The following is a 26,605-nucleotide window of genomic DNA, read 5'->3' as shown; positions in this document are numbered from 1 at the left end:
CACCGCCATCTAGGGCGGTGCTCAGGCAATATGAACTGGTCGACCGGGTCCTCGACTATGACCCCGAAGCCGACGAGGCGCTGCTGAACCGCGCCTATGTCTTCTCGATGCACGCGCATGGCAGCCAGAAACGCGCCTCGGGCGATCCCTATTTCAGCCACCCGATCGAGGTCGCCGGCATTCTGACCGACCTGCGGCTGGACGACGAGACGATCGCGACGGCGATCCTGCACGATACCGTCGAGGATACCGTCGCCACGCCCGAGGAGATCGAGCGCATCTTCGGTCCCAACGTCGCGCGGCTGGTCGACGGCGTCACCAAGCTGTCGAAGATCGAGGCACAGAGCGATAACGAACGCGCCGCGGAGAACCTGCGCAAGTTCCTGCTGGCGATGTCCGGCGACATCCGCGTCCTGCTGGTGAAGCTGGCCGACCGCCTCCACAACATGCGCACGCTCCATCACATCGCCAAGCCGGAGAAGCGCCGCCGTATCGCGCGCGAGACGATGGACATCTACGCCCCCCTCGCCGAGCGGGTCGGCATGTACGAATTCATGAAGGAGATGCAGACGCTCGCCTTCCAGCAGATCGAACCCGAGGCGTACGAATCGATCACCCGCCGGCTCGAACAGCTGAAGCAGGGCGGTGGCGACCGCATCGCGCGGATCGCCTCGGGCCTCAAGCTGCTGCTGTCGCGCGGCGGGATCGATGCGGACGTGTCGGGGCGCGAGAAGCATCCCTATTCCATCTTCCGCAAGATGAGCGAGCGGCACATCAGCTTCGAGCAGCTGTCCGACGTCATGGCGTTCCGCGCGATCGTCCCGACCGAGGAGGATTGCTACCGCGCGCTGGGCCTGATCCATCGCCGCTGGCCGATGGTGCCGGGGCGGTTCAAGGACTACATCTCCACCCCCAAGCGCAACGGCTATCGCTCGCTCCACACCACGATCATCACCGCCGAGCAGACCCGGGTCGAGATCCAGATCCGCACCGCCGCGATGCATGCGCAGGCCGATTTCGGCCTCGCCGCGCACTGGTCGTACAAGCAGGGGACGCAGCCGGACACGCAGGTCAGCTGGATCCGCGATCTGGTCGAGATCCTCGACACCGCCGACAGCCCGGAAGAGCTGCTCGAACATACCCGCATGGCGATGTACCAGGATCGCATCTTTGCCTTCACGCCCAAGGGAGAGCTGATCCAGCTGCCCAAGGGCGCGACCCCGGTCGACTTCGCCTATGCCGTCCACACCGATCTGGGCGACCAGGCGGTCGGCGCGAAGGTGAACGGTGGCGTCGTGCCGCTGTCGACGGTGATCGAGAATGGCGACCAGGTGCAGATCCTGCGCTCCGCCGGGCAGACGCCCCAGGCCGCGTGGCTGGGCGTCGCCACCACCGGCAAGGCACTGGCCGCGATCCGCCGCCACCTGCGCCAGACCGAGCGGGCCGAGCAGATCGAGCTGGGCCGCAAGCTGTACGAGGATCTGATCCGGCGCCTGCCCGCGCAGCTCGGCGCCGACGCGCTCGGCCATGCGCTGAAGCGGCTGAAGCTGCCGGACGAGGCGGCGCTGATGGTCGCGATCGCGCGTCGCACCCTGTCCGACGTTGCCGTGATGGAGGCGCTGATGCCCGGATCGGCCGGCGCCGATATCGCCGCGCTCGCGCCGCAGTCCAGCGCCCTGTCGATCAAGGGGCTGACCCCCGGCGTCGCCTATGAACTGGCGCAGTGCTGCCACCCGGTGCCCGGCGACCGCATCGTCGGCCTGCGCCGTCCCGATGCGGGGATCGAGGTCCATGCGATCGACTGCGCCGTGCTGGGAGAACTGGCCGACCGGTCCGACGAGGAGACCGACTGGGTCGACGTGTCCTGGGGCGAGCGGACCGAGGGTGCCGTCGCGCGGATCTCGGTCACGGTGAAGAACGAACCCGGCGTGCTGGGCCTGCTCGCGACGGTGATCGGCCAGCACCGTGCCAACATAATCAACCTGCGCCTCGACACGCGCGACATGCGCTTCCACACCAACACGATCGATGTCGAGGTGCACGACGTACAGCAGCTGATGCGCCTGCTGGCCGCCCTGCGCGCGCTCGACGCGGTCAACGCCGTCGAGCGGGTCTGATCCCGGCCGTCGGCCATGCAACGGATCCGCCCTTGTCTCTCTTCAAGCCCCTTCTCGCCGGCGCCACCTTCCGCGACCGCCTGATCGCCTGCGCCGGCGCCGCGATCGGCATCGCGCTGACCATCGTCGTGTGTGCCGGACTGCCGCTGACCGCGGCCGACCTGCCGATCATCGTCGCGCCGCTGGGCGCATCGGCGGTGCTGGTGTTCGCGGTGCCGTCCAGTCCGCTGGCACAGCCATGGCCGGTGCTGGGCGGCAACGTGGTCTCGACACTGGTCGGGGTCGCGACGTTCGACCTGATCCCGAACCTGACGCTGGCCGCCGGCGTCGCGGTCGGCGCGGCGATCCTGGTCATGTCGCTGCTCAGGTGCCTGCACCCGCCGGGCGGGGCGGCGGCACTGACCGCGGTGATCGGCAGCCAGGGCATCCATGCGGCGGGGTACAGTTTCGCCTTCGCGCCGGTCGGGATCAATTCGGTGGCGCTGGTGTCGATCGCGATGTTCCTGCACCGCGCGACCGCCCGCACCTATCCGCACGTTCCGGCTCCCGCGTTGCCGGTCGCACCGTCGGCGTTCCAGGCATGCGATGTCGACGCCGCGCTGGCGGACATGCACGAGAGTTTCGATATTGCGCGCGAGGATCTCGACGCGCTGCTCGCCCATGCGGAGCGCCACGCCCGTGGCCGGGCCGGGCTGGCGAGAAAATAGCCGGGGGAGCGGGATGGCCCGCTCCCCCGGTCGGCATCAGAACTTCAGGCGCGCACCGATGGTGTACGCACGGCCGATCGGATCATAGATCGTCGGGAAGGTGTTGCCGCTGTTGAACGACGTACCGCCGACGCCCGAACCCACCAGCGGCGGATCCTTGTCGAACAGGTTGTCGACCGTCAGCGACACCTCGATCTGGTCGGTCGGCATGAAGCGGAACGCCAGGTCGAAATAGTCGTATGCCGGGATCGAGCGGAAGCGCGGCTGCACGCCCGCGGTCGGCTGGTTGGTATAGGCGATGCCGTCCAGCACGAAGTTGACCGAGCCGGTCAGGTTCGGGTTGGGGCCGCCCGGCTGGGCGACGTTGCCCGGCAGGCGGGTGGCGCGGAACGGCTCCAGCGACACGGGGCTGACATGCGTCCACAGCAGCGACACGTCGAACGTGTCCCGGCCATAGGTCAGGCGTCCGTTCCACCGCCACTTGGCACGCGGGTTGGTGCAGCCCGACGGGCTGTAGTAACCGGTGCAGTCGCGGTTGATCGCATTCGGTGTCGCCTGGAAGTGGTAGTAGTTCAGGCGCGTGGCGTTGAAGCCGAGGGCGATGTTGCCGCCGTTGGCGATGCCCAGGTCGTCCAGCTTGGCACGCTGGTTGACGCCGATGTCGATGCCCGCCGTCTCGATCACGCCCAGGTTCGAGTAGCTCAGGATCACGCCCGGCGTCTCGCCCGCGCCGTTCAGGCTGCCCGTCAGCGGGTTACGCTGGATCAGGTCGCAGAACGCATTCGGAGTCTGGGTGGGATTCAGCGCAGTCGAGTAGCAGCCGTTCAGGATGTCGCCCTGTGCCGGCTGGGTGATCGCCTGCTTGATCCGGATGTTGAAGTAATCGACCGTCAGCGAGAAGCCCGGCAGCAGGTTGGCCGGCGCGATGACGCCGCCCAGCGTGTAGGTGGTCGCCCGTTCGACATCCAGGTTCCGGTTGCCCGACGTGGTGTTGTTGATCTGGCCCGACGTCGGCGCCGGGATCGATCCGACCGTGCCCGACGGTGCACCCGTCGCGACGCAGAGCGCACCCAGCGCGGCCGACACCGTACCCTGGCACGGATCGCTGGTCAGGTTGCCCAGGCCCTGGACGGGCGACTGGAACAGTTCCTGGATATTCGGCGACCGCACCGCGCGCTGGTACATGCCGCGGAACTTGAAGCCCTCGATCGGCTCGTACGTGCCGCCCGCCTTCCACGTCGTGCTGCTGCCCGTCGTGGAGTAATCGGACAGGCGGATGCCGCCCTCGGCCTGCAGGTCGTGGATGAACGGCACGTTCTGGACCAGCGGGATGATGATCTCGCCGAACACTTCCTTGACGTTGTACTCGCCGAAATCGGGCGGCGTGCGCGCGCCGGTGCCCAGCACCTCGCCCTGGATCTGCGAGGGGTTGTCCGGCTGCGACGACGCGGTCAGGCGGCGATACTCGCCACCCACCGAGAAGCCGATCGGCGCATCCGCCAGCGGCGAGGTGATGCCGAACAGGTCGCCACCGATGTTGCCCGTGACGACGCCCAGCGTGACCTTGCGGTTGATGATCGCATCCAAGTCGATGAAGTTCAGCTGGTCCTGCGTGATCGATCCGCTCGGTCCGAACAGGTTCAGCGGAACGCAGCCATTGGCCGTGTTCGAGCAGGTCAGCTGACCCGCCGCGCTGCGATAGGCGCGCAGCGCCTGCTGCACCTTCGAGAACGAACCCCAGTTGCCGCGGGTCTGCTGCTGCGAGGTTTCGCCGTACTGGCCCGACACGTCGTACTTCAGGCCGCCCAGGATCGTGCCGCGCAGGCCGCCCTGCACCTGGAACATGTTGAACTCATAGCTCTGCTGGCGAGGACCGTACTCGGTGAAGCGGCGCTGCGCGACCACCGGGATCTCGATATAGCCAGCCGTGCCCGGCCCGCCCGTGACCGCGGCCGCCGCGCTGCATGCCGCCGCCGAGATCGGCTGGATGCCCGCGGTGCGCGTATCGGTGTCGAAACCGGCGCACAGCTGGCTGCGCACGCCCGCCGGCAGGTACGGGTTGTTCAGCGGCAGCTGGTACGTGTTGCCGAACGTGCCCGACGAGGCGAGCTGCAGCTGCACCTCGCTGCGGGTGAACTGGGCGGTGCCGTACAGCTCCAGCGCGTCGGAGAATTCGTACCGCGCCGCGCCATAGGCGTTGATGCGGTTGCTCGGCGTCTGGAAATAGGTGCCGTTGTTGGTGTTGTACGTGTCGCCCGGCGTCGCGGTCTGCAACCGCCCCGTCGTCGGGTTCACCACCGCGCCCAGGTTCGCACCGGCCGGCAGGCCCAGCGCGGCGTTGGTCGGCGAGGCGAAGATCGTCACCTGCGCCGCCGTCGCGCCCGAGAACAGCCCGGTGACCGAGCTGACCGGAAAGGCACTGATCGAGCGCTGCGTGTGCAGCAGCGGATCGGCCTTGGTATAGCCGATGCCCAGCACCGCATTGCCGCGGCCGTCGGCGAAATTGCCGCCGACCAGCAGGTCGGCACGGAAGCGCGCCGCGTCGCCACGCTCGGAGATGCGATAGTTCGCCTGAAGGTCGACGCCGGAGAAATCGCGCTTGGTGATGAAGTTCACCACGCCGGCGACCGCGTCTGCGCCGTACACCGACGATGCACCGCCGGTGACGATGTCGACGCGCTCGACCAGGCCGACCGGAATGTTGTTGGTATCGACGATGCCGTCCAGGCCGAACGGCACGATGCGGCGGCCGTCCATCAGGATCAGCGTCCGCTCGACGCCGATGCCGCGCAGGTCGATCGTCGCCGCGCCGGCGGAACCGTTATTGACGCCGGGGCCGACCGCGGGACGTACCGACGGCAGGTCGCGCAGCAGTTCCTCGACCGCGCCGGGCTGGCGGTAACCGATCTCGGCCGCGCCGATCACGTTGACCGGGCTGGCGGTGGTCAGGTCGGGCCGGCCGATGCGCGATCCGGTGACCACGATCTCTTCATTGTCCCGCGTCGCTTCGGCCTGTGCGTCGGGCGATGCCTCGACCGGCTGCGATACCTGCGCGGCGGCGTGGCCCCCGACCATGCCTCCCGCGATGAACAGCGTCGATACGAGCAGACGCGTCCGCAACTTATTCCGCATTCATTATTCCCCCAATGTGCTGCACCCGCCCGAGGATCGGTGTCGGAACAGCCATTTGGGATTGCAGCACATTTTGTGCACCCGCAGCAATATGCGTGCTAATGGCGCGGAATAATTCTAATCATTGTGACAGATCGGATACACGTAAACATCGGTTACCTGTTTACTGTACCGCTGCGCATATGCCCCGTATCCCGACAGTATTGGGCTGTACTGCTGCCCTTTTCTGCGGTTAGCGGCGGCCACTGGTCTTGACCGGTGTCGCCACGTTACTGTCCTGTTTATGTCACACTGCCGCCGGGGCGCATCCGGCCGGAACGAACCCGGCTCCCGCGCTTTCCGGCTGCAAGGGGAATGAAGCTTATGACGACACGCGTCCTGACCGGCCTGATCCTGCTCGCCACGGCGGCGACACCGCTCGCCGCCCAGCAACAGGCCCGCTCGATCTCGGCGTCCGACAAGCGGCAGGGCGCAGCGGCCAACCCGCAGCTGGTGGCGCAGTTCGGTGGCCGCTACACCGGTCCGCAGGCCGCCTATGTCGAACGCGTCGGCAAGCGGGTCGCCGTTCAGTCGGGCCTGTCGAATGCGACCGGCGATTTCACCGTCACCACGCTCAACTCGTCGGTGGAGAACGCATTCGCCATCCCCGGCGGCTATGTCTACGTCACCCGCCAGTTGCTCGGCCTGATGAATTCCGAGGCCGAACTGGCATCGGTGCTGGGGCATGAGGTCGGCCACGTCGCCGCCCGTCACGCGCAATCCCGCAACACCCGATCCACCATCGGCTCGATCCTGGCCGCCGGCGCGGGTCTGCTGACCGGCAGCAACCTGGCCTCGCAGGTCGTCGGTCAGGGCGCGCAGCTCTACACGCTCAAATACGGCCGCGATCAGGAATATCAGGCCGACGCGCTGGGTGTCCGCTACATCGCCGCCGCCGGGTACGATCCCTATGCGGCCGCCGACATGCTGAGCGCGCTCGGTGCGTCCAGCGCACTCGCCGCCCGCGCGACCGGGCGCGACGCCAGCGCGACGCCCAGCTGGGCCTCCACCCACCCCAACAGCGAGGATCGCGTCCGCCGCGCCGAGAAGCTCGCCGCCGCCACCGGCAAACCGGAAGGCTCGCCGCCGCAGGATACCGCCTTCCTCCGCATGCTCGATGGCCTGCCCTATGACGACGATCCGCAGCAGGGGATCGTCGACGGGCAGACGTTCCGCCATCCCGGCCTGCGCGTCCGCTTCGCGGCCCCCGCCGGCTACCGCATCGCCAATGGCGACGATGCCGTCACGATCGTCGGCAATGGCGGCCAGGCCCAGTTCCAGACGGCGACTGGCACCGATCCCGCCGCGACCGTCGGCGCCCGCCTCCGGGCACTGGGCGCGCCGGCGGAGGGAGAGACGCAGGAGGGAACCGCCAACGGCCTGCGCTATGCCTGGCGCACGGTCCGCGCCGCCGCGGGCGGCCGCGCGGTCGATGCGACGGTCGTCGCCTATCGCTTTCCTGCCGCGATCTACACCTTCACGCTGGTGACCCCGGCGGGCAGCGGCATCGGCCCGTTCCAGCCCCTGCTCGCCAGCGTCGCGCCGCTGTCCGCCGCCGACGCCGCCGCGATCCGGGGCAAGGTGATCCGCATCGTCACCGTCGGCGCCGGCGACACGATCGACAAGCTGTCCGCCCGCATGGCCTATCCCGACCTCCGCCGGGAGCGGTTCCTGACGCTGAACGGCCTCCCCTCCGACCAGCCGCTCCGCCCGGGCACGCTGGTGAAGCTGGTCGTCGCGTCCTGACGCTCGCCACAGGGCCCGTCGCACAACGGGCATGACGGCCCGGCGGGCCGGCGCTACAACCGGGCCATGCACCGTCCCGCGCTGTCCGTCGTCATCCCCTGCTACAACGAGGCGGCGTGCCTCGACACGCTGCACCAGCGCGTCGCCGCCGCCGCCCGGACGGCGGTGGGGGATGATTTCGAGATCGTCCTGATCAACGACGGCTCGCGCGACGACAGCTGGCCCGTCATGCAGCGGATCGCCGCCGCCGACGGGCACGTCGTCGCGATCAACCTGTCGCGCAATCACGGCCATCAGCTGGCGCTCACCGCCGGGCTCGACCTGTGCGCGGGCGAGCAGATCCTGATCATCGACGCCGACCTTCAGGATCCGCCCGAGCTCCTCGCTGACATGCGCCGGACGATGGCCGCGCAGGAGGCCGACGTGGTCTATGCCGTCCGCCGTCGGCGCGAGGGGGAGACGCTGTTCAAGAAGGCGACCGCCGCCGCCTTCTACCGCGTCCTCGACCGGGTCACCGACACGCCGATCCCGCTCGATACCGGCGATTTCCGGCTGATGAGCAGGCGGGCGCTCGACGCCTTGCTGTCGCTGCCCGAACAGGCGCGCTTCATCCGCGGCATGGTCGCCTGGATCGGCTTTCGCCAGGTCCCCTTCCCCTATGACCGGGCGGAGCGGCTGGCCGGCGAGACCAACTATCCGCTGGGCAAGATGGTGCGGCTGGCGTTCGACGCGGTCACCGGCTTCTCCACCGCGCCGCTGCGCTTCGCCAGCCATGCCGGGCTGGCGCTCACCGCGGTGTCGCTGCTCCTGATCGTCTACATCGCCGCGGGTTGGCTGTCGGGCACGGCGGTGCAGGGCTGGACCTCGACGATGCTGGTTACCGTCGTGCTGGGCGCGGTGCAGATGTTCGTGCTCGGCATGATCGGCGAGTATCTCGGCCGGCTCTACATCGAATCGAAGCGGCGCCCGCTCTACCTGATCGCCGATGTCGCCGGCCCGGTGCTGGGCCACGCCACGCTGGGGTTTCAGGCCGAGCCGGGATCGGGGCCGAAATCAGGGGCGGGCGAGCGTGACGATCGACACGCCGGGGGCCATCGGCATCCGGCCGACCATGTGGCGCTCCAGCCGAAAGATCCCCTCGAACAATGAGTTGACCAGCGGCGGCGGCGGCGAATCGTCGCTGTCGTCGCGCCCGGTCAGCCGCCCCAGCAGCCGCGCCCCCGCGGCCAGCGGGAACAACAGGCTGTTGAAATACCCCAGCTTGTCCGGGACGAGCCCTGCCGCTCCGATCGCGGCACGCAGCGTCTTCTTCGAATAGCGGCGATGGTGATGGTTCACCACGTCGTGCGCGCTCCACAGCCACTGGTGCGCCGGCACGGCGATCAGGATCTTGCCCCCCGGCCGCAACAGCGTCTTCATCGCCGCCAGCGCCGCGACGTCGTCCTCGATATGCTCCACCACGTCCAGCACCGCGACCAGATCGTACGCGCCCCGCTCGACGCCGGGCAGCCCCGGCAGCGGCGCGGCGCCGATCGGCCGGCCCAGCCGCTCGCCCGCGATCGCGCGCGCGGCGGGATCGATCTCGATCGCCTCGACATGGCCGAACCGCGCCAGCATCGGCAGGTTGTGCCCGGTGCCGCAGCCGATCTCCAGGATCCGCGCGTCCGTCGGCAGCTCGCCGTACCGGGTCAGGTAATCGGCCAGGATGTCGCGCCGCGCCCGGTACCACCAGTGGGTGGAATCATGCGCCGCCATCCGGTCATAGACGATCCGGTCCATCGCTCAGGCAAACACCCAAAGGCGGTTGAGCGCGAAGATCGCCAGCGGCGTGACGAACAGCACCGGGATCAGCGGCCACCACCACGGGCCCGCCAGCATCGCATCGTCGGTCAGCAGCCACACCCACGCCGTGTTCATGCCGTAACTGATCAGCGAGACGACGAAGAAACGGATCGTCGTCTGGCGCATGTCGGCGCCGTGCCCGCGAAAGCTCCAGCGGCTGTGGATCAGATAGCCGGCGACCACCGCCACCAGGTACCCGCACAAATTGGCCACCTGCTCGGAGGTGATCCGGTGCGCTGCCAGCGGTGAATAGACGACCGTGTACAGCGCCGTCGTGATCCCGCCCGCGATCGCGAAGCGGATCAGCTGGCCCAGAACGCCGCTGGTGCGCCATGCATCGATCTTCGCTGCTATCGCCACGCGCTTGTTCTTTGCCCCGTCCCGACTAGAGCGGGGGCTGTAGAGCCAGTGCTGGCGGGGGGAAAGCGTTTTGATCCTGGACGGTTCGTCGAATCGGGCACCGCAATTGCCGCAGGAATTGCGCCGCAATCTCGATCGTCACTGGCTGGCGCTCGTGATCGTCGCGTGGATCGCCATGTCCGCCTGGTTCGTGTGGGATCGGTGGACCGGCATCCGCTGGCTGTCGCTGGGCGATACCGACGACAATATGCGCCTGATGCAGGTGCGCGCCTGGATGGCCGGCCAGGGCTGGTACGATCTGCGCCAGTACCGGATGAATCCGCCGGCCGGCTTCGACATTCACTGGAGCCGGGTGGTCGACCTGCCGCTGGCCGGGCTGATCCTGCTCTTCCGCCAGTTCACCGGGCCGTCGCTGGCGGAACGGCTGGCCTGCGGCATCGCCCCGCTTCTGCCGCTGGGCATCGCACTGGTCGCGCTCGCCGCCACCGCACGCCGGCTGGTCGGCCCGGTCAGCTGGCCGATCGCGATCCTGTTCCTCCTCGTCAGCGCCACGCAGACGCTGCTGATGTTCATGCCGATGCGGATCGACCATCACGGCTGGCAGCTCGCCTGCCTGGCGGTGACCGTGGCGGGGCTGTGCGATCCGCGCGGCGCTCGCGGCGGCGCGCTGGTCGGTCTGGCCAGCGTCGTGTCGCTCGCGATCGGGCTGGAGATGCTGCCCTACATCGCGATGGCCGGGGCGATCACCGCCCTGCGCTGGGTGTGGGACGCGGGCGAGGAGCGCCGGCTCGACGCCTATGCCGTCAGCCTGGGGCTGGGCGGCGCGGCGATGTTCGCCGCCTTCGCCTCGACGGCTAACTGGGCGATGCGCTGCGACGCGTTCACGCCGGTGTGGCTGGCGGTGGTCGCCGCATCCGGGCTGGCACTCTACATCCTCGCCTTCCTCAGCCCGCGCGCGCTGATCGTCCGCCTCGCGCTGGCGGTGGCGGCGGGCGCCACGATCGCGATCGGCTTCGCCGCCTTCTTCCCGCAATGCCTGGGCCGGCCGGAACAGGTGTCGTCCGAACTGGCCCGCACCTGGCTGAACAATGTGCGCGAGGCCAAGCCGCTCTACGCCCATCCGTTCCGCCTCGCCTTCCCCATCGCCACCCTGCCCGTCATCGGCCTGGTCGGCGCGCTGGTCGGCGCGTGGCGTGCCCGGCGGACGCCGGCCGCGATCGGCTGGGTCGCAGTGGCGATGTTCACCGCCTTCGCCGCGGCGATGCTGCTGTGGCAGACCCGCGCCGGTCCTGCGGCGCAGCTGCTGGCGGTGCCGGGCGCGGTGGCGCTGGCGGTGCTGGTCTTCCCGTGGCTGCTCGGCCACCGGCTGATGCCGGTCCGCGTGCTCGGCACCGTCACCGCCTTCGTCGTGGTGTCGGGCGCCTTCGCCAACCTGTCGATCCGGCTGTTCGGGATCGATCCGCCCAGCGCCTATACCCGCCGCGTCAACGCTGCGACCGGCGAGTGCATGCGCACCAGCCGCCTCCTGACGCTCAACCGCTATCCGCCGGCCACCGTCTTCACCTTCGTCGACCTGGGCCCGCGCCTGATCACCGTCACCCGCCACAGCGCCATCGCCGGTCCCTATCATCGCAACGGCGACGCGATCCTCGACGTGCAGCACGCCTTCAGCCGCTCGCCCGATCAGGCCCGCGCCATCATGAAGCGCCACCGCGCCACGTTGCTGCTGCTGTGCCCCAACATGGCCGAGTCGACCATCTACCGCAGCCGCAATCCCGGCGGCTTCTACGACCGCATGGCGCATGGCGCGAAATTCCCCTGGCTGACGCCCCTGCCGCTGCCGGCGAGGTCGCCGTACCGGCTGTACCGGATCTCGTGACGGGGGGTGACGGCACACGGACCCGATAACGCCTGTCTTCCGGGACAGGCGTCGAGGTGAGATGCAGGGGTCCCACCACCATGTGGAAAGCATACTTGACGTAAAGCCCACTTTACATGACAAGCTTCCTTAGCATCGCATTGAAAGGAAGCTCGCCTTGCGCCACTCTCCTGCCGGACGCCGGTACAACCGCCGGGTTCTCCTTCTCGCACTCGCCTATGTCGTCGTGCTGCTGCCTGCGGTCTATCTGTTGTCGCGGCACATGGTGGCCGGCCCCGCCGCCTATGCGCTCGGGGTCCTGCCGGCGCTGCCCGTCATCGGCTTCTTCGCGGCCATCGCGGCCTATCTGGTCGAGGAGACGGACGAGTATCTGCGGATGCTGGTCATCCGCCAGTCGTTGATCGCGACAGGCATCGCGATGACGGCCGCGACCGTCTGGGGCTTTCTGGAGGGGTTCGAACTCCTTCCCCGCCTGCCCGGCTTCTACTGGGCCGCGCTGTGGTTCGTCGGGCTCGGCATGGGATCGGCGGTCAACGCGCTGCTCGCGCGGCGCATGGCGGCATGAACAACCGCCTGCGCGCCCTCCGGGCCGAGCGCGGCTGGAGCCAGCAGCATCTCGGCGAACTGCTCGCGGTCAGCCGCCAGAGTATCAATGCGATCGAGACCGGCCGGTACGATCCCTCGCTTCCGCTCGCCTTCAGGATCGCCGATCTGTTCGGCACCTCGATCGAGCAGGTGTTCGTCCGTCCCTCCGGGGCACGGAACGAGGCGTCATCGGGCTGACGGCCCGTCCCCCGGCCCGTCTTCTCAGCCCGTCTCCTCGACCTGCCCGATGCGGCCCGCCTGTCCTACACGCCGCGCCGCCTGTACAACGCCGCTCCGGCTCTTTCTCTTCGCGACATCCACCACCGGCCGCACCCGCAGCGAACTCGTTCCAGGCCTTACCTTAGCCTTACCTTCCGATCCGCCGCTGCCGGAAAATGCCGCTTTATCAGCGCAGTCCGACCTCGATACCGTCGATCACGAACTGCACCGCCAGCGCCGCCAGCAGCACGCCCAGCAGGCGGGTGATCACCGCCTCGATCTTCGCGCCCAGCAGCCGCATCAGCGGCCCCGCCGCCAGCAGCGCAACCAGCGTCAGCAGCAGGATCGTCGCCAGCGCCGCCAGCACCACCAGCGTCCGCTCCAGCCCGTCGTTGCGCGCCATCAGCAGCATCACCGACGCGATCGATCCCGGCCCGGCGATCATCGGCATGGCCATCGGGAAGATCGACACGTCCTCCGCCTCTTCCGGGTGCTCGGCAACCTTGGCGGCGCGGTCCTCGCGGCGCTGGGTGCGCTTCTCGAACACCATCTCCAGCGCGATCAGGAACAGCATGATGCCGCCGGCGATGCGGAAGCTGGCCAGCTCGATCCCCAGCCCGCGCAGCAGGTCCTCGCCAAACAGCGCGAAGACCAGCAGGATCGCCGACGCGACACCCACCGCGCGAACCGCCATCGCCCGCCGGTGCGCCGCGCTCGCCCCCGCCGACAACCCGGCATAGATCGGCGCACATCCCGGCGGATCGATCACCACGAAGAAGGTGATCAGCGACGAGACGAACAGCTCGATCACGCCGGCACGTCCGTCCGCTCCGGGGCGGCAACGCCCATCCGCCTGCGCGCGGAGTCGAGCGTGTTCGACAGCAGGCACGCGATTGTCATCGGCCCGACGCCGCCCGGCACCGGCGTGATCGCGCCGGCCACCTGCACCGCACCGGCGAAGTCGACGTCGCCGACCAGCCCGGCCTCGGTCCGGTTGATGCCGACGTCGATCACCGTCGCGCCCGGCTTGATCCACGATCCCTCGATCAGGCCGGGGATGCCCACCGCCGCGACGACGATGTCGGCCTCGCGCACCCGGGCGAACAGGTCGCGGGTGCGGCTGTGCGCCACCGTCACCGTGCAGCTCTCGGCGATCAGCAGTTGCGCCATCGGCTTGCCGACGATCGTCGAACGGCCGACGACGACCGCGTCCAGCCCGGCCAGATGCGGATGCACCGTCTTCAGCAGGATGGTGCAGCCCAGCGGCGTGCACGGCACGAAGCCCGGCATCCCCGTCGCCAGCCGTCCGGCATTGACCGGGTGGAACCCGTCGACATCCTTGTCCGGGTCGATCGCCAGCAGCACCGCCTGCGTATCGACATGCGGCGGCAGCGGCAGCTGGACCAGGATGCCGTCGATCGCCGGATCGGCGTTCAGCTGCGCGACCATCACCAGCAGCGTCGCGGTGTCGGTATCGGCGGGCAGGCGATGCTCGACGCTCTCCATCCCCGCCTCGCGCGTCGCCCGCCCCTTGGAGCGGACATAGACCGACGAGGCCGGATCCTCGCCGACCAGCACCACCGCCAGCCCCGGCGCGCGGCCGGCGGCGGCGCGGAACGGCACCACCTCGCGCCCGATCCGGGCGCGCAGGTCGGCGGCGATCGCCTTGCCGTCGATGATCCGGGCAGTCATGGCGCGTCCCTCCTGCGGGCGGCGATCAATAGGGGTTGGCAGCCAGATAGCTCGCGGCGATGTTGGGCAGCACGATGTTCGACAGGATGTAGATCAGCAGCAGCACGACCAGCGGCGACAAGTCGAGCGCGCCGAAATCGGGCAGGATGCGGCGGATCGGCCGGTACATCGGCTCGGTCATCCGGCCCAGCGCCGTCCACACCGTCCGCACGAAATCGCTGTGCGTGTTGATCACGTTGAAGGCGATCAGCCACGACAGGATCGCCTGCACGACGATGATCCACCAAATGATGTTGAGCAGCAGCTGGACGATCTGGAGAAGGGCGATCAAGGCGGGGCTCCGATGAAGGTGACTGTCCTATAGGGGCGGCGCCACGATCCGAGAAGGGCCGTGGCGCAGGCGGCCTACCGCGTCGATCCTTTCGCGCTCACCAGCGTGCCCGCGCCGGCGCGGGTGAAGATCTCCAGCAGCATCGCATGGGGCACGCGCCCGTCCAGGATGACCGCGGCGTCGACGCCGGACTGGACGGCGGCGACGCACGTCTCGATCTTGGGGATCATGCCCCCGGTGATCGTGCCATCGGCGCGCAGCTCGGCCACCCGCGCCGGGTCGAGCGAGGTCAGCAGCTGCCCCTCCTTGTCCAGCACCCCGGCGACATCGGTCAGCAGGAAGAACCGCGCCGCGCCCAGCGCCGCCGCGATCGCCCCCGCCATCGTGTCGGCGTTGATGTTGTAGGTGTGGCCGTCCGCGCCGATCCCGACCGGCGCCACCACCGGGATGATGTCGGCGGCCGACAGCGTGTCGATGATCCGCCGGTCGACCGCGATCGGCTCGCCGACGAAACCGAGGTCGACGTGCCGCTCGATCCCCTGCAACGGATCGGCGTCCATCCGCCCGACCTTCTCGGCCAGCACCAGCCCGGCGTCCTTGCCGGAAATGCCGACGGCGCGGCCGCCCGCCTGCCCGATCCAGCCGACGATGTCCTTGTTGATCGATCCCGCCAGCACCATCTCGGCGATCTTCGCGGTCTCGGCATCGGTCACGCGCAGCCCGTTCACGAACTGCGACTCGACGCCCAGCCGCTTCAGCATCGCGCCGATCTGCGGCCCGCCGCCATGGACGACGACCGGGTTGATGCCCACCGCCTTCAGCAGCACCACGTCCTCGGCGAAATCGCGCTGCAGCTCCGGGTCGCCCATCGCATGGCCGCCATATTTCACCACGAACGTCTTGCCGGCGTAGCGCTGCAGATACGGCAGCGCCTCGGTCAGCGTCTCCGCCTTGGCGAGCAGGGCGGGATCGGGAGCATGGCTGGTCATGCCCGCGCCTTTAGCGACGGGCGGGGACGAACGAAAGCGGTGACGAACGGCAGCGCACGGGCGCAACTATCGGTTCAGCCACGCAACTTGACAGACATATTGTTTTGACATTGTATACGATATTCTAATAGGAGGGGGAGTTCGGGGGAATGAAGACTCAAATCTGCTTGCGCGCCGGCATGACGGCTTCGATGATCGCGATACTGGTCTGTCCTGCGGTCATCGCCGCACCGGCAATCGCCGCTCAAGCGGAGGCACGAACCGCTCCGACGCGGGCAGAGCGCCTGGCCGTCCGTCGCGCCGCGCGAGAGGCACGTCGCGCCGAACGCCGCGAGGCCCGCCGTCGCGCGCTGGCCGCCGCTTCGGGAGTAACAGCGCCTGATCGCGAGGGATCGGCCACGGTCGAGGGCGGCGACATCGTCGTCACCGGCCTGCGCGAAAGCGTCGGAAAGTCGATCGCCACCAAGCGCCGCGCACGGCAGATCGTCGACGTCGTCACCGCAGAGGACGCCGGAAAATTGCCTGATAATAATGTCGTGGAGGCGATGGCGCGGATTACCGGCATCACCGTGACGCGCAGTGGCGGACGGGCCGACGGATTCAACATCCGCGGCCTGGCTGGCGTGCAGACGACCATCAACGGAACCGAAGGCGCGACCGCTCCGCTTCCATTCGGGGAAGGGCGCACGCTGAACTTGGAAAGCGTGCCCGCTGAGCTGGTCAAGTCGATCGAGGTCTACAAGACCCGCACTGCCGACCAGATCGAGGGTGGCATCGGCGGCTCGGTCAACATCGAATTGCGCCGCCCGCTAGATCTGCGCAAGGGCTGGACGACGGCCGCGAGCTATCGCAACACCTATGCGGAACAAGGCAACCTGTGGAGCCCATCCGGTAGCGTGCTCATCGCGAACCGCTTTGAAACCGGCATCGGCGAAGTGGGGTTCCTGCTCAATGGCGCCTATGTGAAGCAGCGCTACGCCGAAGCGAACAACAACAGCGAGTCTCCTTTCTCCGTTGGTGCGCCCGGCAGCCGTATCCGCCTCAGCCTCCCGGCTGACACACGCGACACATTAGTGACGCCATATCGGGCGAGTTATGGCACGAATGACGGCAGCCGCGAGCAGAAGTCGCTGAGCGGCGCCTTACAGTGGCAAGCTGCAGATAAGCTGAACTTCGTACTGGAAGGCTCCTACTCCGGCGAGGATTACTCCGATCAGGATAGTTCGCTTTACGTTCGCTTGCGTGAAGATTATTATGTTCTTCAAAACGTTCGCATTGCGCCAAGTGGCGTGTTGCTGGGGTTCGACATCAGTAACCCGCCGCTGGCCAATGGTACCCGGCCAAACTTTGGCAACATCGCCGCCGGCTTCGATGGGGGTGAAAATCGGGGCGAAACCGAGAATTACCGTACCAATTTCGAAGCGCATTATGCCGATGACGGCTTGCGCATCGACGGATCGGTCCAATACCAGTGGAGCGATAACGATTATCACCGGATTGGCCATGGCGGCAGCTATCTAGGACTATCGAGTGTTCGCGTCGATCTGGACTCGCCCAAGGTGCTGGGAGGCGGGCCGTTCTTCCAGTTCAACGTCAGCCCGACCGATCCCGGACTCGCCCGTGTTCAATACCTAAGCGACAATCTGGGCCATGGCGACAATTCGCAATTCTCAGCGCAAGTTGATGTCTGGAAAGAACTCGACGCAGACGGATTTCTTCGCGCCGGAAGATTTGGTGGACGCTACTCGAAAATCGATACCTTCTTTCGCGACAGCTACCGCTTCGCTGGTTACTTCCCGCCTGAGTTGTCGCTTCCGACTTCCGCGATCCCCGGCGTATCGACGATCAGCGTTACGCCCGAATTGCCCGGCGGGTCGCCCCTGTCTTGGGTTCAATTGAACAACCGCCAGCTGTACGACAATTGGGGTCAGGTCATTAAGTTCATCGCCGGCAGTGAATATGAGTTCCTCGACGGCCCGGGCCGCGATGCCGGAGCAGCCGCTCTCTTCGCGACGGAAAAACCATCGGCTGGCAACGCGATCTACACCAGCGCGTCGACCGAAAACTCCTTCGCAGCTTACGGTACCCTGGATTATGCATTCAAGGCCTTGTTCCCGATCGAGGGCAATGTCGGCCTTCGTTATGTCAACACATGGGCCAGCATCAATGGCGCGGGCATCCGTTTGGGCACTCCCCTTCGCGATCCCACGACTGGTCTACTTACGGGCGAATTCGGTCCTGATTCTACGGACGTCACCGCAGTCAGGGTCAACTATGTCGATCTACTGCCCAGCGTATTTGGCGTCGTTCACTTCAGCGACAAGCTGCAACTGCGTGCCAGCTACAGCCGCAATGTCCAGCGCCCCAGCCTCTTCCTTCTGCGCAACTCGCGGGTCATCAACTATCGCGATCCGAACGATCGCCTCTACGCAGGCAATCCGGGCCTCAAGCCCACCCGGACCGACGACTACAACCTTTCGTTGGAATGGTATCCGGCAGCCGGATCGGTCGTGTCTTTGGCGGCTTTCCGCAAAGACCAGACCGGCTTCATCTACGAAACGGCGCAGGTCGAAGCGGTCCCCGAATTGGGGGGCCAGACCCGCGTCGTCGTCCAGCCCCGCAACGCAGGCCCCGGCCGAACGGAAGGGTTGGAGGCACAGGCGACAGGCTTTTTCCGGTTCATGCCCGGCTTTCTCCGCAACCTTGGTGCGACGGTCAACGCGACTTGGATCCCGACCGCCGACATCTCCCTTCCCAATCTGCTGGATCGAGAAGAGGGCGATCCCTTCATCTACGAATTGATCCGCCGACGGGCACCATTTGCGTCGCGCTGGTCGTACAATCTGATCGGCTATTACGAGACGCCGGTATTCAGCGCGCGCTTGGCCTATAACTGGCGCTCCAAGTATCAGACGGATGTCGATGCGATTAATCAGGAGCGGATCATATCATCCTATCCAACCAAGCGTCTGGACGCAGCGATCAATCTCACACCGGTCAAGTATCTGACGCTCAGCATCGAGGCGCAGAACTTGCTGCGCAATGTCGACCGCTTCTACTATTACAGCTTCCCTGAACTGCCCGTCGGCCTGCGCGCGATGGGTCGCACCTTCACCGCCAGCGCCCGCGTACGGTTCTGAGTGAAGAGGCGGGTGGCACCTCGGCGTGCCGCCCGCCCTACCGATCCAGCCGCCGCCCCAGCGCCACGAAGACGTAGATCGCCGGCGGCACCAGCACCGCGGACAGCACCACCTTCGCCAGCATCTGGCCCAGCAGCAGCTCGCCGATCGGGAAGATGCCCGCGAACGCGATCGTCACGAACAGCAGCGTGTCGACGATCTGGCTCAGGATGCTCGCCACGCCCGCGCGCAGCCACAGCAGCCTGGCCCCCTCGCGCCCCTTCAGCCACGAGAAGATGGTGACGTTCAGCGTCTGCGAGATGCCATAGGCGACGATGCCGCCCGCCCAGATTCGCGGCGTGCCGCCCATCATCAGCTCGAACGCGCCGGCGCGCGCCGGATCCATCTGCGGACTGGCGGGTACGGCGAGCACGACCACCGCCAGCAGGATCGACACGATCAGCGGCACGAAGCCCACCCGCACCAGCCGCGTCGCCGTTCGCGGCCCATGCAGTTCGGCCACCGCGCTGGAGGTGACGACCAGCAGCAGGAACGCGAAGATGCCCGCCTCCACGGCGAGCGGTCCGAGCGCGACCTGCTTGTTGCCCAGCACCCCGGCGATGCACACCATGCCGCCATAGAAGATCGCGAAGGCGAAGAGCGAAGGCGGGATGGGCGCGCGCGTCTGGTCCATCGGCCATCCCTATCGACAGCGGCGCGCCCGTACAATCGACTGTCCTACGCGGCGAATTTGTGGTGTTACCGGCGGATCGCTTGGGGGCGATGCGTGTGTGACCCGGAAAAAGGGTGTTGGGTGTGACTTTCTGTGACCTTCCGGGCTGAGGGCAGCGCATGAACCGGTTTTTCGTCGGCATCGCCGGCATCGCCGTGATCCTGGGCATCGCGGTGCTGATCTCGACCGACCGGCGCGCGATCCGGCTGCGCGTCGTCGGCGCGGCGTTCGCGCTCCAGGCGCTGATCGCCGTCATCGTGCTGTACTGGGGTCCCGGTCGCGCCGCGCTGGCGACCGCGTCCGAAGGGGTCGCGGCGCTGCTCGGCTACTCGCAGCGCGGCACCGAATTCCTGTTCGGCAATCTCGCCAGTCCGGCGGTCGGCGGCACCAGCTTCGCGATCGCCGCGTTGCCCGTCATCATCTTCTTCGCCAGCCTGGTGTCGATCCTCTATTATCTGGGCGTCATGCAGCTGGTCGTGCGCTGGGTCGGCGGCGCGATCGAGTGGGTGATCGGCACGTCGAAGGTCGAATCGCTCTGCGCGGCCGCCAACATCTTCGTCGGCCAGTCCGAATCGCCGCTGGTGATCCGCCCCTATCTCGCCGGGCTGACACCGCCGCAGCTGTTCACGGTGATGACCAGCGGCATGGCGGGGGTCGCCGGCACGATCCTGGCGGCCTACGCCTCGATGGGTATCCGCATCGATTATCTGCTCGCGGCCAGCTTCATGGCGGCGCCGGGCGGCATCCTGATGGCGAAGATCGTCATGCCCGACCGCTCCGTCCCGCCCGAGGGAGAGCTGCCGCTGGGCGACCTGCCCGACGAGAACCGGGTGATCCACCTCGCCGAACACCGGGTCAGCGGCCAGGGCCCCGCCGCGCTGTTGCCGGAGGGCGGAACGCCGGGCGAGCCGATGCCGGAGGCGACGCACGACGAGGAAAAGCCCGCCAACCTCATCATGGCCGCCGCGCAGGGCGCGCAGACCGGCGTGCGGCTGGCGGTGGCGGTCGGCGCGATGGTGCTGGCGTTCGTCGCGCTGGTGGCGCTGGCCAACGGACTGCTGGGCGGGGTCGGCCGCTGGTTCGGGATCGTCGATCTGTCGTTCCAGGGACTGCTCGGCTACGTCTTCGCGCCCGTCATGTTCCTGCTCAACATCCCGTGGAGCGAGGCGGGGATCGCCGGCGGCCTGTTCGGGCAGAAGATCGTCCTGAACGAATTCGTCGCCTATATCGATCTCGGCAAGCAGGCGGCGGTGCTCAGCCCGCGCACCGTCGCGGTCATCACCTTCGCCCTGTGCGGCTTCGCCAATTTCTCGTCGATCGCCATCCAGATGGCGGTGACGGGCAGTCTGGCCCCCAACCAGCGCCCGATGATCGCCAAGCTCGGCATCCGTGCGCTGATCGCAGGAAGCCTCGCCAACCTGATGTCCGCGGCACTGGCGGGGCTGCTGATCGGCTGACGGATTGCCTGGGCGTAGCATTGTTGCTACATATCCCGGCATGACCCGCCACTTCACCGCCCGCGAGTTCAATCAGGATGTCGCCCGTGCCAAGCGGGCGACATCCGAAGGCCCGGTCATCATCACCGATCGCGGCCACCCCGCGCATGTGCTGCTCAGCTACGACGAATACCGGCGATTGTCGGGGGACATCGGCCAGATCGCCGGGCTGTTCGGCTCGCGCGACACAGTGGATATCGACTTCGAAACAGACCGGCGCCAGCCGTCATCGTTGAAGCCGCTGGACGTCGATTGATCCTCGATACCAACATCCTGTCCGAGCTGCGCAAGATCAAGGCCGGGCGGGCCCATCCCGCCGTGGCGGCATGGGCGGGCGAGCAGGATTTCACCCGCGCCGGCCTGTCGGCGGTGACGATCATGGAGGTCGAGATCGGTATCCTCCGCCTCCATCGCTACGATCCGGTGCAGGCCGCGCATCTGCGCGACTGGTTCGAGGGATCGGTGCTGCCGGGATTTCACGGCCGTATCCTGCCGGTCGACTCCGCGGTGGCCAGACGCTGTGCGGCGCTGCACGTGCCCGTCTCGGTACCGGATCGGGACGCGCTGATCGCCGCCACGGCGCTGGTGCACGACATGACGCTCGCCACCCGCAACACCCGCGACTTCGCCGGCATGGGCGTGCGGCTGGTCGATCCCTTCACCTACCGCGTCGGCACCGGCTCCGCGCCCGAATAGTCGTAGAAGCCACGGCCGGTCTTGCGGCCGTACCAGCCCGCCTCGACATACTTGACCAGCAGCGGTGCCGGCCGGAACTTGGGGTCGCCGGTCCCCTCGAACAGCACGCGCGTGATCTCCAGACAGGTGTCGAGGCCGATGAAATCGGCCAGGGTCAGCGGCCCCATCGGATGGTTCAGTCCCAGCTGGCAGGCGGCATCGATGTCGGGAATCGTCGCCACCCCCTCACCCAGGGCGAAGCACGCCTCGTTCAGCATCGGCATCAGCACGCGGTTGACGATGAAGCCGGGCGCGTCGTTGGCCCGCACGACCCGCTTGCCCAGCGCCTGCGCGTATTCCTCCACCTTTGCGACGGTGGCATCGCTGGTCGCGAGCCCACGGATCAGCTCGATCAGCCCCATCACCGGCACGGGGTTGAAGAAGTGCACGCCGACGAACCGCGCCGCATCGGGCGCCGCCTGCGCCAGCCGGGTGATCGGGATCGACGAGGTGTTCGACGCCAGGATCGCGTCGGTGCCCAGCACCTTGCCGACATCGGCGAAGATCTGGCGTTTGATCGCTTCCCGCTCGGTCGCCGCCTCGATCACCAGCGTGCAGTCGCCCATCGCGGCGACGCCGTCGACCGGCTCGATCAGCGCCAGGGCGGCATCGCGCGCGTCGGCGGCGATCTTCTCCTTGGTTACCAGCCGATCCAGCTGGCGGGCGATGCCCGCCTTGCCCTTCTCCGCCTGGTCGCGCGACACGTCGGCGAGCAACACGCGGAAGCCCGCCTGTGCCGACACCTGCGCGATCCCCGCGCCCATCTGCCCCGCCCCGATCACGCCCACGGTCTGCATCGCTCGTCTCTCCTTGTCGGCCGGTGCTGTAGCGATGCCGGAACGCGCCTGCCAGCATCGCCGTTCATGCCGATGATGCGTATCGCTTTGCCCGCCGCTCCCCTGCTCGCCCTCGTCGCCTGCTCGGGCCCCGCCGCTCCGGACCAGGCCGCCGGGCCATCGCCTTCTCCGGCCGCAACGCCCGCCGTCGCCGCGCCTGCCACGGCAACTACCCCTGCCCCGGTTCCCGCCGCCGCACCGGTGCGGCCTGGTGACCTGAAGACCTTCGGCGACTGGGCGGTCGGCTGCGACAATACCCGGCTGTGCACCATGGCCTCGCTGGGACCGGACAACGCCGTGCCGTCCGGCGTGACGATGGCCGTCCTGCGCCAGCCGGGGCCGGAGGGCGGGTTCGACCTCTCGTTCGATCTGGTCGACGATCGGCCACCGCTGTCCCCGGTAGCGGTCATGGTCGACGGCAGGCGGCTGGCGCTGCCGTCGCTGACCGGCCCCGCCGCTGCCGATACGGTGCGCGTGATGGCGAACGGCCGGTCGCTGGGGGTGCTGGAGGCTGGCGGTCGCCGGCGCGCGACGATCTCGCTCGCCGGCGCGTCGGCGGCGCTCCGCTGGATCGATGCGCAGCAGGGCCGTGCCGGTACCGTCAGCGCGGTGGTCGCGACCGGGCCCCGGCCTGCCTCGATCGTTCCCGAGCGCCAGCCCGCGCCGGTCGTCCGGGCGCTGGTCGCGACCGGTACGGCCGCCACCCCGACCGCAGGCCAGCTGGCGGAGATGCGGCGGCTGGCCGGTTGCGAGGACGAGCGGATGGCGAGCGGCGACATCTGGCGGCCGGAGGCGCACCCGCTCGGCGGCGGCGCGACGCTGGTGCTGCTGCCCTGCTCGGCCGGCGCGTACAACCTGTCATCGGCGCTGTTCGTGCTGCGAGACGGACGGGTCGAGCCTGCGCCCACCGACGCGCCAACCGGGTTCGGCCCGACCCCCGCACGCGGGACCGACCGCCTCGCCAGCGTCGTCAACGGCAGCTGGAAGGATGGCGAGCTGACCAGCTTCGCCAAGGGCCGCGGGCTGGGCGACTGCGGTGTCAACCAGACGATGGTGTGGGACGGCAGCAGCCTGCGCCTGACCGAGCAGGCCGAGATGGGCGAGTGTCGCGGCAACCCCCACTACATCACGACGTGGCGGACGCAGGTGGTGCGGCAATAGCGCCGCCGGTTACGGCGCCGGCCGCTCCGCCTGCGCCTCGGCCAGGTACACCGCGAACAGCCCGTCGGGATCGGTCCATTCGGCCACCGGGGTCCACCCGCCGGCACGCAGCAGGATGCGTGCGTCGCGGGCACCGTATTTGTGGCTGTTCTCGGTGTGGATCGTCTCGCCCGCAGCCATTGCGAAGGGGCGACCGTCGATCGTGAAATCGACGTCCCGCACCGCCTCCAGATGCATCTCGATCCGCGCGCGATCGTCGTTCCAGCGCGCGACATGGCGGAACGCATCGGTCGGCACGGTCCCCGTCAGTTCGCGGTTGATGCGATCGAGCAGGTTTATGTTGAACGCCGCCGTCACCCCGGCGGCATCGTCGTACGCCGGGACCAGCACCTCGGCGCCCTTGATCCGGTCCATGCCGATCAGCAGCATGGCCCGTTCGCCCAGCGAGGCACGCATCGCACGGAGCAGGTCGGTCGCCATCAGCGGCGTCATGTTGCCGATCGTCGATCCGGGAAAGAAGCCCAGCTTCGGCGCCTCCGCGATCGTCCGCGGCAAGGTCAGCGGGCGCATGAAATCCGCCTCGAACGGCAGGACCAGCAGATCGGGAAACGCCGCCGACAATGTCTTCGACGAATGGCGCAGGAAGTCGCCGGAGATGTCGATCGGCACATAGGCCGACGGCGCTACCTGTCGAAGCAGCAGCGGCGTCTTGGCCGAGGAGCCCGAGCCGAACTCGACCACGGCCCGCCCCTCGCCGACCAGCGACCTAACCTCCGGGCCGATCCGTTCCAGGATGCCCACCTCGGTCCGGGTCGGGTAATATTCGGGCAGATCGGTGATCTGCTCGAACAGCTCCGACCCGCGCCGGTCGTAGAACCAGCGTGCCGGAATCGCGCGCGGGCGGCGCTCCAGCCCGGCCAGCACGTCGGCGCGGAACTGCGGGTCGGCGAAGCTGCGCGTGCCGTCCGCCTCTTCCTGCTTCAGCATGCTACAGATCTTTCGCGAGGCGGACGCCGGTGAACTGCCAGCGCTGGTGGGGATAGAAGAAGTTGCGGTAGCTGGGCCGGACATGGCCGCGCGGCGTCGCGCAGCTGCCGCCGCGCAGCACGAACTGGCCGCTCATGAACTTGCCGTTATACTCGCCCACCGCACCCTCGGCAGCGCGGAAACCGGGATAGGGGCGGTACGCGCTGCCGGTCCATTCCCATCCGTCGCCGAAGAAACCGCCGCCCGGCTGCGGCTCCGTCGCGCCGGCCCGGTCCAGCTGGTTGCCGCCCGCCGGATCGCTGCCCGCCGCCGCGGCCTCCCACTCCATTTCGGTCGGCAGGCGGCAACCGGCCCAGGCGGCATAGGCATCCGCCTCGAAGAAGCTGACATGCGTCACCGGCGCGGCGGAAGCGACGGGGCGGCGTCCGTCGAGCCCGAACCGGGTCCAGCCGCCGTCCCGCTCTTCCCAGTACAGCGGCGCGACGATCGACTCCGCCTTCACCCATGCCCAGCCGTCGGCCAGCCACCAGCGCGGCTCGCGATACCCGCCATCGGCGATGAACGCGGCCCATTCGCCATTGGTGATCGTCCGGTCGGCGATCGCGTGCGGATGGAGCAGCACGTCGTGCCGTGGCCCCTCGCAATCGAAGGCGAAGCCGTCACCGTCGTGACCGATGCGGACGATGCCACCGGGATGATCGATCCAGCCGATCGGCGCCGGCAACGCCGACGGACCACCGCGCTCTGCCGCGACCATCGCAGGCTCCAACGGGTTCTCGGCAAACAGATGGATCAGATCGGTGACGAGCAGTTCCTGATGCTGCTCTTCATGATGGCAGCCCAGCAGCACCAGCTCGCGTGCGGCGTCGGGCAGGTCCGGCAACATCGCGGTCAACGCCGCGTCGACGTGCCTGCGATACGCCCGCACCTCGTCCAGCGACGGTCGCGTGATCATCCCGCGCCGGTCGCGTGCATGGCGGCGGCCCTCGGCCTCGTAATAGCTGTTGAACAGGAACGGAAAGCGCGCATCGTGCAGCGTGTATCCAGGCACATGGTCACGCAGGACGAACGTCTCGAAGAACCAGGTGGTATGCGCCAGATGCCACTTCGCCGGGGAGGCATCCGGCATCGACTGGACGGTGGCGTCGGCATCGGACAACGGTTCCGCGATCGCCTCGGTCAGGGTGCGGACGGCGACGAAGCGATCGGTCAACCAATCGGCCTGTACCGGTCCGAAATCGGCCGGCTGGTCCGATACCTTGCTTGCCATGCCCGCTCCTTGTGCCCGATCGCGAAGGAGCCGACCGGCTCAGCGCGTTCCCCCCGGAACCCAAAGAACGTCGCCGGCCCCGTTTTGGTTCAGCGCTCGCGCCGCGACGAACAGGAAATCGGAAAGCCGGTTGATATAGGATAATGCTTCGGGGTTGAGCATGTTGTCGCCTGCCGCCGCCACCATCGCGCGCTCGGCACGGCGGACGATCGCGCGTGCCAGATGGAGCTGCGCGGCGCCGGCGGAACCGCCGGGCAGGATGAAGCTGCGGAGCGGCGACAGATCGGCGTTCACCCGGTCGATCTCGCGTTCCAGCCGCTCCACCTGCGCTGCGACGATGCGCAGGACCAGTTCCCCCGGCGCGAAATCGTCGCCCGGCGTGGCCAGGTCCGCGCCCAGATCGAACAGGTCGTTCTGCACCGCCAGCAGGGCATCGCGGATCGGGCCCTCGCCGATCGAGGTGAGGGCGACGCCCAGCGCGCTGTTCGCCTCATCGACATCGCCGATCGCCGCCATCCAGGGCGTGGCCTTCGACACGCGAGATCCGTCGACAAGCCCGGTCGAGCCGTCGTCGCCGGTCCGCGTGTATATCTTGGTCAGCCGAACCACGTCGCCTTGCCGAAGCAGCGG

The 26,605-nt window shown here is 68.0% G+C and carries 24 protein-coding genes; 12 read left to right on the top strand and 12 right to left on the bottom strand.

Annotated features, from left to right (window positions below):
- The first annotated feature begins 17 nt into the window (after positions 1-17).
- Both ABC319_RS13260 and ABC319_RS13255 read left to right on the top strand, forming a co-directional pair.
- Positions 18-2,117, top strand: a complete 2,100-nt coding sequence (locus ABC319_RS13260; RefSeq protein WP_413070682.1) for a RelA/SpoT family protein — start codon at positions 18-20, stop codon at positions 2,115-2,117.
- Positions 2,118-2,149: 32 nt separating this feature from the next.
- Positions 2,150-2,824 carry an HPP family protein gene (locus tag ABC319_RS13255; protein WP_413070681.1) on the top strand — a complete coding sequence of 225 codons (675 nt, stop codon included), beginning with the start codon at positions 2,150-2,152 and terminating at the stop codon, positions 2,822-2,824.
- A gap of 36 nt (positions 2,825-2,860) precedes the next feature.
- On the opposite strand, the gene ABC319_RS13250 is transcribed toward ABC319_RS13255, so the two are convergent.
- Entirely contained in the window at positions 2,861-5,956 is a 3,096-nt protein-coding gene (locus tag ABC319_RS13250; protein ID WP_413070680.1) for a TonB-dependent receptor domain-containing protein, read from the bottom strand.
- 354 nt (positions 5,957-6,310) lie between these two features.
- Between ABC319_RS13250 and ABC319_RS13245 the strand changes: the two genes are divergently transcribed.
- Together ABC319_RS13245 and ABC319_RS13240 are read left to right on the top strand one after the other, a co-directional pair.
- The gene (locus ABC319_RS13245) at positions 6,311-7,741 is read left to right on the top strand and encodes a M48 family metalloprotease (RefSeq protein WP_413070679.1); all 1,431 of its coding nucleotides are present in this window, start codon (positions 6,311-6,313) and stop codon (positions 7,739-7,741) included.
- A gap of 66 nt (positions 7,742-7,807) precedes the next feature.
- Positions 7,808-8,890 (top strand): glycosyltransferase family 2 protein, encoded by a 1,083-nt coding sequence (locus ABC319_RS13240; protein ID WP_413070678.1) that lies wholly within the window; start codon positions 7,808-7,810, stop codon positions 8,888-8,890.
- Here the strand turns inward: ABC319_RS13240 and ABC319_RS13235 are convergent.
- Together ABC319_RS13235 and ABC319_RS13230 are read right to left on the bottom strand one after the other, a co-directional pair.
- On the bottom strand, positions 8,795-9,520 hold the full coding sequence (locus ABC319_RS13235) for a class I SAM-dependent methyltransferase (protein WP_413070677.1): 726 nt from the start codon (positions 9,518-9,520) through the stop codon (positions 8,795-8,797). The two genes, ABC319_RS13240 and ABC319_RS13235, sit on opposite strands and share 96 nt — an antisense overlap.
- A 3-nt stretch (positions 9,521-9,523) precedes the next feature.
- Positions 9,524-9,943, bottom strand: coding sequence for a GtrA family protein (locus ABC319_RS13230; protein ID WP_413070676.1), 420 nt, complete (start codon positions 9,941-9,943; stop codon positions 9,524-9,526).
- Between the two features lie 70 nt (positions 9,944-10,013).
- On the opposite strand from ABC319_RS13230, the gene ABC319_RS13225 reads away from it, so the two are divergent.
- The 3 genes from ABC319_RS13225 to ABC319_RS13215 all read left to right on the top strand — a co-directional run bounded on the left by ABC319_RS13225 (position 10,014) and on the right by ABC319_RS13215 (position 12,605).
- Complete coding sequence (locus tag ABC319_RS13225) at positions 10,014-11,822, top strand: AcrB/AcrD/AcrF family protein (RefSeq protein WP_413070675.1); 1,809 nt, start codon at positions 10,014-10,016, stop codon at positions 11,820-11,822.
- Positions 11,823-11,979: 157 nt separating this feature from the next.
- Positions 11,980-12,387 carry a hypothetical protein gene (locus ABC319_RS13220; protein WP_413070674.1) on the top strand — a complete coding sequence of 136 codons (408 nt, stop codon included), beginning with the start codon at positions 11,980-11,982 and terminating at the stop codon, positions 12,385-12,387.
- Positions 12,384-12,605 (top strand): helix-turn-helix transcriptional regulator, encoded by a 222-nt coding sequence (locus ABC319_RS13215; RefSeq protein WP_413070673.1) that lies wholly within the window; start codon positions 12,384-12,386, stop codon positions 12,603-12,605. The genes ABC319_RS13220 and ABC319_RS13215 overlap by 4 nt, the downstream gene beginning before the upstream one ends.
- A 208-nt stretch (positions 12,606-12,813) precedes the next feature.
- Here the strand turns inward: ABC319_RS13215 and ABC319_RS13210 are convergent, their stop codons facing one another.
- The 4 genes from ABC319_RS13210 to argB form a co-directional block, all read right to left on the bottom strand.
- Positions 12,814-13,437 carry a MarC family protein gene (locus ABC319_RS13210; protein WP_413070672.1) on the bottom strand — a complete coding sequence of 208 codons (624 nt, stop codon included), beginning with the start codon at positions 13,435-13,437 and terminating at the stop codon, positions 12,814-12,816.
- Positions 13,434-14,318 carry a bifunctional methylenetetrahydrofolate dehydrogenase/methenyltetrahydrofolate cyclohydrolase FolD gene (gene folD, locus ABC319_RS13205; protein ID WP_413070671.1) on the bottom strand — a complete coding sequence of 295 codons (885 nt, stop codon included), beginning with the start codon at positions 14,316-14,318 and terminating at the stop codon, positions 13,434-13,436. The genes ABC319_RS13210 and folD overlap by 4 nt, the downstream gene beginning before the upstream one ends.
- 25 nt (positions 14,319-14,343) lie before the next feature.
- Positions 14,344-14,649, bottom strand: coding sequence for a YggT family protein (locus tag ABC319_RS13200; protein ID WP_413070670.1), 306 nt, complete (start codon positions 14,647-14,649; stop codon positions 14,344-14,346).
- Positions 14,650-14,723: 74 nt separating this feature from the next.
- On the bottom strand, positions 14,724-15,638 hold the full coding sequence (gene argB / locus ABC319_RS13195; RefSeq protein WP_413070669.1) for an acetylglutamate kinase: 915 nt from the start codon (positions 15,636-15,638) through the stop codon (positions 14,724-14,726).
- 149 nt (positions 15,639-15,787) lie between these two features.
- On the opposite strand from argB, the gene ABC319_RS13190 reads away from it, so the two are divergent.
- Positions 15,788-18,778 carry a TonB-dependent receptor gene (locus tag ABC319_RS13190; RefSeq protein ID WP_413070668.1) on the top strand — a complete coding sequence of 997 codons (2,991 nt, stop codon included), beginning with the start codon at positions 15,788-15,790 and terminating at the stop codon, positions 18,776-18,778.
- A gap of 37 nt (positions 18,779-18,815) precedes the next feature.
- On the opposite strand, the gene ABC319_RS13185 is transcribed toward ABC319_RS13190, so the two are convergent.
- Complete coding sequence (locus ABC319_RS13185; protein ID WP_413070667.1) at positions 18,816-19,451, bottom strand: queuosine precursor transporter; 636 nt, start codon at positions 19,449-19,451, stop codon at positions 18,816-18,818.
- A gap of 158 nt (positions 19,452-19,609) precedes the next feature.
- Between ABC319_RS13185 and ABC319_RS13180 the strand changes: the two genes are divergently transcribed.
- From ABC319_RS13180 to ABC319_RS13170, 3 genes are read left to right on the top strand one after another with little or no spacing between them, the layout of a single operon-like run.
- A complete protein-coding gene (locus ABC319_RS13180; RefSeq protein WP_413070666.1) occupies positions 19,610-20,947 on the top strand; it encodes a NupC/NupG family nucleoside CNT transporter in 1,338 nt (445 codons plus the stop codon).
- Positions 20,948-20,987: 40 nt separating this feature from the next.
- Positions 20,988-21,242, top strand: coding sequence for a type II toxin-antitoxin system Phd/YefM family antitoxin (locus ABC319_RS13175; protein WP_413070665.1), 255 nt, complete (start codon positions 20,988-20,990; stop codon positions 21,240-21,242).
- Complete coding sequence (locus ABC319_RS13170) at positions 21,239-21,682, top strand: type II toxin-antitoxin system VapC family toxin (RefSeq protein ID WP_413070664.1); 444 nt, start codon at positions 21,239-21,241, stop codon at positions 21,680-21,682. The genes ABC319_RS13175 and ABC319_RS13170 overlap by 4 nt, the downstream gene beginning before the upstream one ends.
- Here the strand turns inward: ABC319_RS13170 and ABC319_RS13165 are convergent.
- A complete protein-coding gene (locus tag ABC319_RS13165) occupies positions 21,649-22,518 on the bottom strand; it encodes a 3-hydroxybutyryl-CoA dehydrogenase (RefSeq protein ID WP_413070663.1) in 870 nt (289 codons plus the stop codon). The genes ABC319_RS13170 and ABC319_RS13165 overlap by 34 nt on opposite strands.
- Before the next feature lie 66 nt (positions 22,519-22,584).
- Here ABC319_RS13165 and ABC319_RS13160 point away from each other — a divergent pair, with 66 nt between their 5' ends.
- Positions 22,585-23,718, top strand: coding sequence for a DUF1176 domain-containing protein (locus ABC319_RS13160; RefSeq protein WP_413070662.1), 1,134 nt, complete (start codon positions 22,585-22,587; stop codon positions 23,716-23,718).
- A 9-nt stretch (positions 23,719-23,727) separates the two neighbouring features.
- Here the strand turns inward: ABC319_RS13160 and egtD are convergent, their stop codons facing one another.
- The 3 genes from egtD to ABC319_RS13145 are packed head-to-tail and all read right to left on the bottom strand — an operon-like array spanning position 23,728 to position 26,584.
- Positions 23,728-24,705 carry an L-histidine N(alpha)-methyltransferase gene (gene egtD, locus ABC319_RS13155; RefSeq protein WP_413070661.1) on the bottom strand — a complete coding sequence of 326 codons (978 nt, stop codon included), beginning with the start codon at positions 24,703-24,705 and terminating at the stop codon, positions 23,728-23,730.
- Between the two features lies 1 nt (position 24,706).
- Complete coding sequence (gene egtB / locus ABC319_RS13150) at positions 24,707-25,975, bottom strand: ergothioneine biosynthesis protein EgtB (protein WP_413070660.1); 1,269 nt, start codon at positions 25,973-25,975, stop codon at positions 24,707-24,709.
- A 39-nt stretch (positions 25,976-26,014) separates the two neighbouring features.
- A complete protein-coding gene (locus ABC319_RS13145) occupies positions 26,015-26,584 on the bottom strand; it encodes a cob(I)yrinic acid a,c-diamide adenosyltransferase (RefSeq protein ID WP_413070659.1) in 570 nt (189 codons plus the stop codon).
- Positions 26,585-26,605: the final 21 nt, after the last annotated feature.

Origin of the sequence: Sphingomonas phoenicis (assembly GCF_047238005.1) — a bacterium.
GTDB lineage: Bacteria > Pseudomonadota > Alphaproteobacteria > Sphingomonadales > Sphingomonadaceae > Sphingomonas.
The sequence above is the reverse complement of the archived record's forward strand: the minus strand, read 5'-3'. Positions and strand labels throughout refer to the sequence as shown.